This window comes from Rhodopseudomonas sp. (assembly GCF_048594845.1).
Taxonomy (GTDB): Bacteria; Pseudomonadota; Alphaproteobacteria; order Rhizobiales; family Xanthobacteraceae; genus Rhodopseudomonas.
The window spans coordinates 1-11061 of the sequence record NZ_JBMDXE010000155.1 but is presented as its reverse complement, the minus strand read 5'-3'; the positions used below and the strand labels follow the sequence as shown (position 1 = coordinate 11061).

Below are 11061 nucleotides of genomic sequence, written 5' to 3'. Positions count from 1 at the left end.
AAATCATGTACGATAGTTCACCTTCATTAACGGTTGGCGATCAATCTCCGCGCCGGAGAAATCAATGGCTGACACATCTATCGAGTGGACGGACGCGACTTGGAATCCGGTTGCGGGCTGCACGATCGTTAGCGCTGGCTGCACAAATTGCTATGCCATGGAAATGGCTCGCCGCCTTCAGGCTATGAACATAGCTAAGTACAAAGGACTTACTCGAAAGAGCGGAAGGCGAACGATCTGGAATGGCGTCGTTCGCGAGGACCACGACGCGCTGGACCTTCCAGTGCGCTGGAAAAAGCCCCGGAAGATATTCGTCAATTCAATGAGCGACCTATTTCATGAACGAGTGAGCGACGATTTTATCCTCCGCGTATGGGACGTAATGCGCGAAACGCCGCGCCACAACTATCAAATACTGACCAAACGCCCTGAACGAATGGGCGCGCTGCTTCGTTCTAAAGTTCCCGAAGCGCTGCCGAATGTGTGGCTGGGAACGAGCGTTGAAAGCGGTGACGTGACAGGACGCATTGATTATTTGCGAACTGTTCCTGCCGCCATACGCTTCATCTCCTTTGAGCCCCTAATCGCTCCTGTCGGACGTGTCGACCTGAACGGGATTGATTGGGCCATCGTTGGAGGCGAAAGCGGCCGGGAGGCAAGGCCCGTCAAAGAAGCTTGGATTGACGACATCTACGACCAATGCCAGCTACACAAAACCGCATTTTTCTTTAAGCAGTGGGGCACATGGGGCAAAGATAACAAGCGTCGCTCCAAGAAAGACAATGGCCGCGAATATCGAGGTCGCGAGTGGGATGAAATGCCCAAGACCGCGCTAGCATTGGGCGCGTAGTCGGGCACTCAACTACACTGGGGAAAGATGGTCGGAAAACCCTATGAGTGGAAGGCTGGCGCTGAGCTGGAAGAACATTCGCGCCGCAAACACAAGATTGTTCGACAATATTTTGCGCGCTATCTGGCCGTCCGCTGCCAGCGACCACAGCAGTCACGCTTCCGAATTGCGATTGTGGACGGATTTGCTGGTGCTGGCGCATATAATTGCGGTGCCCCGGGATCGCCGTTGATTTTCATCCAAGAGCTTCAGCGAGCCACCGAAGCATTCAATATTAAACGCGCGGCAGAAGGCATGTCGCCGATCGATATCGAGTGCCTGCTAATCTTCAATGATTTTGACCCAGATGCAATTGATCTCCTAAAGATGAGAGCTGAGCCACTAATTGCAGCATCGAAAGACACGATCCCGCGACTACACCTGAGAGCAGAATATTACAGTGACCGGTTCGAGTCTATCTATCCAGCCATTAAGAGCCTCATCGAGCGCGGAAACTACCGCAGCGTGATTTTCAATCTGGACCAGTGTGGCACTAGCCACGTTGAATACGAAACCATTACTGATATCTGCAAATCGTTCACGTCGGCCGAAATTTTTTATACGTTTATGATCACGTCACTTCTCGCATTCTTGCAACGGACGGATCGAGCACAATTAAGCAAGCAACTCAGACCCTTCGGACTTACCGAGGATGACCTAAACAACCTTGACGGCGTCAAGAACAACAAAGAATGGTTGGGAGCCGCCGAACGCATCGTATTCAATTCGTTCAACAGGTGCGCTGCTTATGTCAGCCCTTTCTCGATCAACAATCCAGATGGCTGGCGATACTGGTTCATTCACTTCGCTAACAACTATCGAGCCCGACAAGAATACAACAATGTGCTACATGAGAACGCCACTATGCAGGCACATTTCGGGCGCTCCGGCCTACATATGCTATCTTATGATCCCTCGCACGACGGCGCGCTCTACCTATTCGATCCCCCTGGACGCGAAGATGCCAAACAGCAGCTTCACAACGACATTCCGCGATTGGTTACGAGCTTCGGCGACGCAGTGCCAGTTGGTGAATTTTACAGCAGCATTTACAATTCCACGCCGGCACACACAGACGATGTCCATGCCGTAATCATCGAAAATCCAGACTTGGAGATCGTTACGGAGCAAGGCGGCGAACGAAAGCGCCCTAACACAATCAAACCCGGCGACATCCTTAGAATGAAGCGCCAACGCAGTTTTCCGATCTTTTACTGATCACTTCCCCCCAAACACCCCATTCAACTCCGCCCCCTTCGCCGTCCCCGCCAGCGCCGTAAACGTCCCCTGCTCGGCGATCTCGCGCGCGGCGGTCAGGAAGCCTCCCCACGCGGCGCGCGCCAGTGCGCCGCCGACGCTGATGCGGCGGACGCCGAGGGCGGCGAGGTTGGCGACGGTCATGGTGGCGGGCTGCACCGTGAGGACGTTGAGCGGCTTCGGCGCGACGGCCTGCACCAGCGTGGTGATCTCGGCTTCGGTCGAGATGCCGGGCGCGTACAGGCAGTCGGCGCCGGCGTCGGCGAATGCCACCAGCCGCGCGGCCGTCTTCGACAGGTCGCGCTCGCCCCACAGAAAACCTTCGCAACGCGCCACCAGCACCACGTCCTCACCGGTGGCGTCGATCGCGGCGCGCGCCGCCTGGATGCGGGCGACGCCGAGGGCGTCGTCGTAGAGCGGGCGCGCCTTGTCGCCGGTGGCGTTCTCGATCGACAGGCCGGCGATGCCGGTCGCCACCGCGCGGGTGACGTTGGCGGCGACGCCGTCCGGGTCATCAGCGAAGCCGCTCTCGAAATCGGCGTTGACCGGCAGATCGGTGGCGGCGCACAGCGCGGTCAGATGCGCCAGCACGTCGTCACGGGCGACCTGATTGTCGGCGCGGCCGATCGACCAGGCGAAGCCGGAGCTGGTCGAGGCCAGCGCCTGGAAGCCGAGATGCTGCAGCAGCCGCGCCGAGCCGATGTCCCATGGGTTGGGCAGCACGAAGCAGCCCGATTGATGCAGCTGGCGAAACGCGGCGCGCTTCTGCGCGGTGGTGGTCATCGGCGGTCTCCCTGATTTTCGGACAGGCTAGCATGGCCGGGCGATGCCGCATCCGCCCTGCGAGCAGGACGATCGGCGATCGTTGCATGTGACATCGCGGCGGATCGTCGGGCCGAGCTGCCGCGGCCCGCCAACTGTCCCACTCTGTGACGCCGGATTGCGCCGACGTTAACGCTCGGAACGCGGGAGGAACAAACCGGTGACGAATCACAGCGAATCGGAGGCGCCGGGTGGTGGCGCGCTGCATCTCGCGCCCGTGAGCAACCGGACCTACGAGAGATTGGAGGCCGTAATTAGTTTAGCGCTTCATCACCGGCGACAACCGTTAACGTTCGTGAGCAGGCACGGAGCGCAGCCGCCTGCGGCTCGGTGCATCGCCCCGCGGGCGCTTTGCTCGTCGGATCGGGTGGGTGTGTCAGCATGAGACACGCGATCGAGGCCGCGTTAAGACATTGAACGCAGGCGGAACAAACCATCGACGAATCACAGCGAATCGGGCGCCGCGAGAGCACCCCTGCTGCATCTCGGGTGGGCATGCTGGGCGATGCTACTAACTCTGGGCGCGGAATGTTTGTCCGGGTCTCTGTGGGACGGCAGAAGTGTTAACGCACGCGATCCAGAGCGCCGCAGCCTGCTTGAGCGCAGCGAGATGCGGGGTGAGCATCACCCCGGGGTCGCTGCGCTCGCCCGGGCTACAGGGCGCTGAGCCGCCTCACCCGATCTCCACGACCTCCAGCTCCTGCGCCCCCTTGCCCACCACGTCGCCGACCTCTTTGCCCATCAGCAGCCTTGCCACCGGCGAGGCGAACGAGATCGTGCCTTGCTTGGGGTCGGCTTCGTCTTCGCCGACGATGCGATAGGTTTGGACGCGGCCGTCGGGGCGACGGAAAGTGACGGTGCTGCCGAAGGCGACGACGTCGTTACTCTCCGGCTCGGGCATCAGTTGCGCACTGCGGACGCGGATGTCGAAGTAGCGCAGGTCGCGCGCGGGGATCGCCTCCGCCTGCCGGCGCTCATTGACGTCCTCGATGGCGGCAACGGCCTCGACGCCGGCGCGCGCCTCGGCGAGCTGCGCTTCCAGCGCGGCCAGGCCGGCGGCGGTGACGAGATTGGGGTGCTCGGAAATCGGACGGTCGGGCAGCATCGTTTCCGATGCGGTCGCGGCACTGTCTTCCTTGGTGAAGGCGACGCTCACAGGGGTACTCCGTCGTAAAGGCGATGGGCGTGCGGCGGGTCGCCGCGCAGGCGCGACGGCGCCACGCACGCCCCTATCAACGCGCGACCCCGAATTTCGCTTCGCTGCATCCGGGCACCGGCTGGCCGGCGAAGCTTCGGACGAGCGCCCGACCGGGGCAAGCCCGGCTTCCGGACCGCGATGGTGCGCCGCCGCTCAGTTGCTCCGCGTCCAGGTCGAGGATTTGCAGATCAGGCCGCCCATCGCGCAGCCCTGCGTGGTCAGAGTGCCGCCGGCGAGGCTCATCTTGCCCGAATACGTCTTGCCGTCTTCCGGATTGAAGGCGCTGCCGCTCCAGGCGTCCGGGCCGGTGGGCTTCATGTCGAAGAACACCTTCTGGCCGACTTTGGCCGGCGTCTCGACGCCGGGCTTGATCCACACCAGCGTGCCGCACAGCGCGCCGCCGCAGGGCGCGAACTTCACCTTGGAGGCGCCGGTGTCGCGCAGCCAGGTGCCGGCAACGTCGTCGGCGCGCGCCGCAGTGCCGCCGGTTGCAGCGATCACCATCAGCAGCGCGGCGCCGATGCCGGCGCGAGTCATCGAGAGCTGTCGCATGGTCCCTCCCCTGTTTTGGATATGGTGTGGTTGCTGGCCAGACAATCGTGCGGCATGGCGCAAGTCAATCGGCGCAGGCCGCGCGCCTCAATCGAGCGCGGCGGCCTGCACGATGCGGTTTCGCCCGTGGTGCTTGGCCGCGTAGAGCGCCGCGTCCGCTGCTTCGAACAGGCTTTGCGCCGCGCCGCCAGGCTGGCAGGTCGCGGTGACGACGCCGAAGCTCGCGGTGACGACACCGGCGATCGGCGATGCGTCGTGCGGAATGGCGAGGTCCAGGATGGCGGCGCGCAGCGACTGCGCCACCACCAGCGCGCCGGCTTCGTCGGTGTCCGGCAAGATGCAGACGAACTCCTCCCCGCCCCAGCGCGCGGCGAGGTCGGACGGCCTGAACATCCGCTGGTCGATCACTTCGGCGACGCGCTGCAGGCATCGATCGCCCTGCAGATGTCCGTAGTGATCGTTGAAGGCCTTGAAGTGATCGATGTCGATCAGCACCAGCGACAACGGCGCGCCGGTTCTGATATGTTTGACGTAGCTGGTGGAGAGCACGCTGTCGAAATGCCGGCGGTTGGCGATCGCCGTTAGTTCGTCGGTGAGGGTCGCCTGAAGCAGCTTGTGGTGCATCTCGGCGAGCTGCTCGGCCGCGCGCTTGCGCTCGGTGATGTCGCGGACCACCGAGCAGTTCATCTTGCGACCGAGGCATTCTACGAAATTGACCGTGACCTCGACGGCGATGTCGAGGCCGTCCTTGGTGCGGTTGACGGTCTCGATGGTGAACGAGCCCCTGGTTTCCACGTCGCGCCAATGCGCCGCCCAGATCTCCGCGTCGAACAGCGGATCGAGGTCCAGCACCGTCATCGACAGGAATTCGGCCTGCGAGTAGCCGAGCAGCTTGGTCGCCGCCGCGTTGACGAACATCACCCGCCCGTGCTCGTCGAGCCAGATGATCATGTCGGCGATCCGGTCGATCGCGTATTTGGCGAGCAGCGCGGTTTCGTTCTCGCTGCCGGTCGCCGCGCAGGACGGATCGGACAGGTCCGGCTGCTCGGGTCCGCGGGCTCCGCGATCTACCATGTCGTGCATCAGGTCGGCTCGTGTGGCGCCCGTGCGAGCGCCCCTCTCACAGAGGCTTTTCCATCGCGGCAAGCGCATTGCGCGGACAAATACGTCGCCAATGCGGCGCGGTTGCGGGAACCCGCAAGGGGACCCGCGGCATGCTTAACCCGTGGTGAGCCTACCCGGCCATCACCGCATCGAGCCGCCCCAGCACCGCCGCAATGTCCGCCGTGACCTCGTCGGCGGTCACCCACACCACCCTGTAGTCGCGTTCCTCGAGCCAGGTTTTGCGCGCGGCGCGGTCGGCCGCGACGGCCTCGCCTTCGTCCGGGTGGATCAGTTCGATGACCAGGCGGCGGGTGAAGGAGACGAAATCGGGGATGTGGCGGCCGACCGGCGTCTGGCGCTTGAAGTTGCCGGCGAAGCGGCGGTCGCTGCGCAGTTTCTCCCAGAGCAGCCGCTCGGCATCGGTCGGGTTGCGGCGGAGCAGCCGTGCGAGGCCCCGCAGCGAGCCGCCGTCGGCGTCCGCAGCGCCGCCGGCCGCACGTTCGGCCAGCAGCGCGCGCAGCCGCGTCGCCTGTTCGCCGTCGAGCACCCCGCCCTTGGCCGGGCCCTTGCGGCCCTCGGCGATCGCCATGATGGCGCCGTGCAGGGTGTGGATGTCCTGCCGGGTCGGATCCATCCGGGTGAAGATGTTGCGCAGGTTCACCAGCATGGTGTCGCGCTTCTCCGGCGGGCGAAGGAACTCGACGCGGTCGAGCTCGGCGACGAGGTTGTCGAAGAACGCCTGCATCTGGTGCTGCGACGCCGGCTCGGACCGCTCCGGCATCGCGAACGGCAGCGCGCCGGCGGTGGCGTGCTTGAACCATTCGTAGCCCATCAGCAGCACCGCCTGCGCCAGGTTCAGCGAGGCGAAGGCCGGATTGACCGGGAAGGTGACGATGCGATTGGCGAGCGCGACCTCGTCGTTCTCGAGGCCGTGCCGCTCCCGGCCGAACATGATGCCCGCGGTGACGCCGGTCGCGGACGACGCGACGATCTCCTGAGCGGCGGCTTCCGGCCCGACCACCGGCTTGGCCTGGTCGTGGGCGCGCGCGGTGGTGGCGAACAGCAGCGCGCAATCGGCCACCGCGGCCTCGACGCTGTCGAACAGCTCGACCGCGTCGAGGATGTGGTCGGCGCCCGCCGAGGCGCGCGTCGCGGCGATATTCGGCCAGCCGTCGCGCGGCTTTACCAGACGTAAACGCTTCAGGCCGAAATTACCCATGGCCCGCGCGCACATCCCGATGTTCTCGCCGAGCTGCGGTTCAACCAGAATCACAACAGGCCCGTCGAGGTCCACCGCGGGCTTGGATTTATCGGTGCCTGAACCGGCCATGGTTGAGCTTTCGGATGAACCGCCCCGGTGTCGCACGAGGTCGGCGGCCAGAGCTGCGTTGAGATTATAGCGGAGCTTGAACAAGGCGGCCGTGCCGGCGCCGTTCCGCGCCCCTGCTGGTGCCAAGGCCGGCGCGTTTTCTCAAGCGAAATAATGTGTTTACGAAGAGAATTGACGGTTCGTTAAGAACTTGAGGTTCCGGCTCATCCGACGCGTGAGCAGGAGCCGCCGCGAAGGCCGCCGGACCATTGTGCCGCGAGCCCTTCCGCCATGCGCTGGAACGTTGCGAATCCTGCGCAATTGCCCGCCCATTCAGCTTTCCAGTGCGCGCCGGGCAGTGCTATAGCGGGCGCGGCTCAAGCCCAATCCCGCCCAGAACGAAGCGCTGTCCCCAAAGAAGGCCCGATCCCGCATGGCGAAAATCAAGGTGAAGAATCCCGTCGTAGAACTCGACGGCGACGAGATGACCCGCATCATCTGGCAGATGATCAAGGACAAGCTCATCACGCCGTTCCTTGATGTCGAGCTGATGTATTTCGACCTCGGGATGGAGCACCGCGACGCGACCGACGATCAGGTCACCATCGATGCGGCGAACGCCATCAAGCAGGTCGGCGTCGGCGTGAAGTGCGCCACCATCACCCCGGACGAAGCGCGGGTGAAGGAATTCGGCCTCAAGAACATGTGGAAGTCGCCGAACGGCACGATCCGCAACATCCTGGGCGGCGTGATCTTCCGCGAGCCGATCATCTGCAAGAACGTGCCGCGGCTGGTGCCGGGCTGGACCAAGCCGATCGTGATCGGCCGCCACGCTTACGGCGACCAGTATCGCGCGACCGACATCAAGTTCCCCGGCAAGGGCACGCTGACGATGAAGTTCGTCGGCGAGGACGGCACCGTGATCGAGCGGGAAGTGTTCCAGGCGCCCGGCGCCGGCGTCGCGATGTCGATGTACAACCTCGACGAGTCGATCAAGGACTTCGCCCGCGCGTCGCTGAACTACGGCCTGATGCGGAACTACCCGGTCTACCTGTCGACCAAGAACACCATCATGAAAGTCTATGATGGTCGCTTCAAGGACATCTTCCAGGAGATCTTCGACGCCGAGTTCAAGAAGGAATACGACGCCAAGGGCCTGACCTACGAGCACCGCCTGATCGACGACATGGTCGCGTCGGCGCTGAAGTGGTCGGGCGGCTACGTCTGGGCCTGTAAGAACTACGACGGCGACGTGCAGTCCGACACCGTGGCACAGGGCTACGGCTCGCTCGGCCTGATGACCTCGGTGCTGATGACCCCGGACGGCAAGACGGTGGAAGCCGAAGCCGCCCACGGCACCGTCACCCGCCACTATCGCGAGCACCAGAAGGGCAAGGCGACCTCGACGAACTCGATCGCCTCGATCTTCGCCTGGACCCGCGGCCTCGCGCATCGCGCCAAGCTCGACAGCAACGAAGAGCTGGCCCGCTTCGCCGACACGCTGGAGAAGGTCTGCGTCGAGACCGTCGACGCCGGCGCGATGACCAAGGACCTCGCGCTGCTGGTCGGCGCCGACCAGCGCTGGCTGTCGACCGAAGGCTTCCTCGACAAGGTCGCGCAGAACCTCAACAAGGCGATGAGCGAAACCAAGGCCGCCTGATCGGGCCTACATCGCAACGTTCAAAGGCGCGGATGCTCTCCGCGCCTTTTTCTTTGCCTGCTCGACTGCTTTCTCAGCGCTTCGCCCCTTATGCTGCGCACCTATTCTCCCCGTCGTTCGAAGGCTCTCCCCATGACCTCACTCCTCACCTTCGTTGCCGCCGCGGTGATGGAGATCGCCGGGTGTTTTGCGTTCTGGGCGTGGCTGCGGCTGGACAAATCCGCGCTGTGGCTGATCCCCGGCATGATGGCGCTTGCGGTGTTCGCTTATCTGCTGACGCTCGCCGACAGTCCGCTGGCAGGGCGCGCCTACGCAGCCTATGGCGGCATCTACATCGCCAGCGCGCTGCTGTGGGGCTGGGCGATGGAAGGCAACCGGCCCGACGCGTGGGACGTGGTCGGCGCCGCGATCTGCCTCGTGGGCATGAGCGTGATCCTGTTCGGGCCGCGCTCGCTGCCGGCCTGACCGGCTCGGTCCTATCGCTTCGCCTCGCGGCCCGTTGCGATGTATTGACGCAGCTACGCCCGAATTTGATCGAGCCCCGCGCGGCGCTGGCCGCCGCGTGATCTGGAATCAAAATGACAACTGCAAGCGATATCGGCGTCTACCGTGAAGCCCTGGTGTTTCTCGGCACCGCCGGCGTGGTGATTCCGCTGATGGCGCGGCTGCGCATCAGCCCGGTGCTCGGCTTTCTCGTCGCGGGCCTTGTGCTCGGCCCCTATAGCCTCGGCCGGATCGGCACCGGCATCCCATGGCTCGAGGCGATCACCATCACGTCGCAGGACGCGGTCGACCGGCTCGCCGAACTCGGCGTCGCCTTTCTGCTGTTCACCATTGGGCTCGAGCTGTCGTTCGACCGCCTCTGGACGATGCGCCGGCTGGTGTTCGGCCTGGGCATGCTGCAGGTGGTGCTGACCACCGCGGCGATCGCCGGCATCGCCATCGGCTTCGGCAACACGGTCGAGGCGGGCCTCGTGATCGGCGCCTGCCTGGCGCTGTCGTCGACCGCGATCGTGCTGCAGCTGCTCGCCGAGCAGAAGCGGCTGGCCACGCAGACCGGACGCGCCATCTTCGCGGTGCTGCTGGCGCAGGATCTCGCCGTGGTGCCGATCCTGTTTCTGATCGTGGTGCTCGGACAAACGCACGGCGACGCCGCGCAGGGCAGCGGCGCAACGGCGTCGGTGTGGTTCGGCCTGAGCATGGCGTTGATCCAGGCCGTCGCCGCGATCCTGGTGATCGTCGGTTTCGGCCGGCTGGTGCTGCGCCGGCTGTTCCGGCTGGTCGCGCACACCCGCAACCGCGAGCTGTTCATGGCCACCATTCTGTTCGTGGTGGTCGGCACCTCGCTGCTGACACACGTCGCCGGCCTGTCGATGGCGCTCGGCGCCTTCCTGGCCGGGCTGGTGCTGGCCGAGACGGAGTTTCGCCGTCAGGTCGAAGTCGATATCGAGCCATTCAAGGGCATGCTGCTCGGGTTGTTCTTCATCTCGGTCGGGATGCGGATCGACGTCGCCGAAGTCGCACGCTATCCGATGATGGTGGCGGCGTCGGTAGTCGGCATGGTGGCGCTGAAAGCTGTGCTGGTCGCCGGGCTGACGCGCGCGTTCGGGCTGTCCTGGCCGGTGGTGGCGGAAGCCAGCCTGCTGCTCGCCGGCGGCGGTGAGTTCGCTTTCCTGGTGCTCGGCCTCGCCAGTTCGAGCGGGCTGGTCACCCACGAGGTCGAGCAGTTCATGCTGCTGGTATCGTCCGGCACAATGATGCTGACGCCGTATCTGGCGCGGCTGTCGCGCAAGGCCAGCACGCGCGTGCGCAACGCCAGCGCGCTCGCGGCCGGCCACGCCGATCCCGGCCCGGCGGTGGAAGGTCGCATCATCGTCGTCGGCTATGGCCGCGTCGGCCGCATCCTCGGCGACATCCTGAACAAGCAGGAGAAGCCGTTCATCGGCATCGAGATCGATCCGGAAGCGGTGGTGCGAGCGCGCCGCGCCGGCCACAATCTGGTCTATGGCGACGCCACGCAGCGTGCCTTCCTACGCAAATGCGGCCTCGCCGAAGCGCCCGCGCTGGTGGTGACGATGCATGACGCGACTGCTGCCGAACACGTCGTCGCCGCCGCCCGCGCCGAGCGCCCGGATCTGCCGGTCATCGTCCGCGCCCGCGACGCCGAACACGCCCGCCGGCTGTTCAAGCTGGGCGCCACCGACGTGATCCGCGAAGTGCTCGAAGCCAGCTTCGAAATCGCCTCCACCGTGCTGCAAACCCTCGGCACC

10 protein-coding genes are annotated in these 11061 nt (G+C 64.5%); 5 read left to right on the top strand and 5 right to left on the bottom strand.

Translation table 11 applies throughout. The annotated features are described in order from the left end of the window. Positions 1-64: 64 nt before the first annotated feature. A complete protein-coding gene (locus tag ACOJTD_RS09585; protein ID WP_420132692.1) occupies positions 65-850 on the top strand; it encodes a phage Gp37/Gp68 family protein in 786 nt (261 codons plus the stop codon). Positions 851-877: 27 nt separating this feature from the next. After that, a complete protein-coding gene (locus ACOJTD_RS09580; protein ID WP_420132691.1) occupies positions 878-2107 on the top strand; it encodes a three-Cys-motif partner protein TcmP in 1230 nt (409 codons plus the stop codon). On the opposite strand, the gene ACOJTD_RS09575 is transcribed toward ACOJTD_RS09580, so the two are convergent. From ACOJTD_RS09575 to ACOJTD_RS09555, 5 genes are all read right to left on the bottom strand, one after another. Beyond that, positions 2108-2929, bottom strand: a complete 822-nt coding sequence (locus tag ACOJTD_RS09575) for an isocitrate lyase/PEP mutase family protein (protein ID WP_420132690.1) — start codon at positions 2927-2929, stop codon at positions 2108-2110. It lies immediately after the preceding gene. Between the two features lie 712 nt (positions 2930-3641). Then, complete coding sequence (gene greA / locus ACOJTD_RS09570; RefSeq protein WP_420132689.1) at positions 3642-4124, bottom strand: transcription elongation factor GreA; 483 nt, start codon at positions 4122-4124, stop codon at positions 3642-3644. Positions 4125-4319: 195 nt separating this feature from the next. Continuing rightward, positions 4320-4718, bottom strand: a complete 399-nt coding sequence (locus ACOJTD_RS09565) for a DUF2147 domain-containing protein (RefSeq protein WP_420132688.1) — start codon at positions 4716-4718, stop codon at positions 4320-4322. Between the two features lie 87 nt (positions 4719-4805). Beyond that, the gene (locus ACOJTD_RS09560; RefSeq protein ID WP_420132687.1) at positions 4806-5801 is read right to left on the bottom strand and encodes a GGDEF domain-containing protein; all 996 of its coding nucleotides are present in this window, start codon (positions 5799-5801) and stop codon (positions 4806-4808) included. A gap of 151 nt (positions 5802-5952) precedes the next feature. Continuing rightward, positions 5953-7152, bottom strand: a complete 1200-nt coding sequence (locus ACOJTD_RS09555; RefSeq protein ID WP_420132686.1) for a TrmJ/YjtD family RNA methyltransferase — start codon at positions 7150-7152, stop codon at positions 5953-5955. A 412-nt stretch (positions 7153-7564) separates the two neighbouring features. Here ACOJTD_RS09555 and ACOJTD_RS09550 point away from each other — a divergent pair, with 412 nt between their 5' ends. The 3 genes from ACOJTD_RS09550 to ACOJTD_RS09540 all read left to right on the top strand — a co-directional run. After that, a complete protein-coding gene (locus ACOJTD_RS09550) occupies positions 7565-8791 on the top strand; it encodes an NADP-dependent isocitrate dehydrogenase (RefSeq protein WP_420132685.1) in 1227 nt (408 codons plus the stop codon). Between the two features lie 132 nt (positions 8792-8923). Further along, complete coding sequence (locus ACOJTD_RS09545) at positions 8924-9256, top strand: YnfA family protein (RefSeq protein ID WP_420132684.1); 333 nt, start codon at positions 8924-8926, stop codon at positions 9254-9256. A 113-nt stretch (positions 9257-9369) separates the two neighbouring features. Next, positions 9370-11061: cation:proton antiporter (locus tag ACOJTD_RS09540; protein WP_420132683.1), on the top strand; the 1692-nt coding region annotated here is incomplete at its 3' end.

Bases quoted from the DNA above. Each gene is read 5' to 3' on its own strand.
- ACOJTD_RS09575 (WP_420132690.1), bottom strand. From the start codon at position 2,929: ATGACCACCACCGCGCAGAAGCGCGCCGCGTTTCGCCAGCTGCATCAA.
- ACOJTD_RS09560 (WP_420132687.1), bottom strand. From the start codon at position 5,801: ATGCACGACATGGTAGATCGCGGAGCCCGCGGACCCGAGCAGCCGGAC.
- ACOJTD_RS09555 (WP_420132686.1), bottom strand. From the start codon at position 7,152: ATGGCCGGTTCAGGCACCGATAAATCCAAGCCCGCGGTGGACCTCGAC.
- ACOJTD_RS09545 (WP_420132684.1), top strand. From the start codon at position 8,924: ATGACCTCACTCCTCACCTTCGTTGCCGCCGCGGTGATGGAGATCGCC.
- ACOJTD_RS09585 (WP_420132692.1), top strand. From the start codon at position 65: ATGGCTGACACATCTATCGAGTGGACGGACGCGACTTGGAATCCGGTT.
- ACOJTD_RS09565 (WP_420132688.1), bottom strand. From the start codon at position 4,718: ATGCGACAGCTCTCGATGACTCGCGCCGGCATCGGCGCCGCGCTGCTG.
- ACOJTD_RS09580 (WP_420132691.1), top strand. From the start codon at position 878: ATGGTCGGAAAACCCTATGAGTGGAAGGCTGGCGCTGAGCTGGAAGAA.
- ACOJTD_RS09550 (WP_420132685.1), top strand. From the start codon at position 7,565: ATGGCGAAAATCAAGGTGAAGAATCCCGTCGTAGAACTCGACGGCGAC.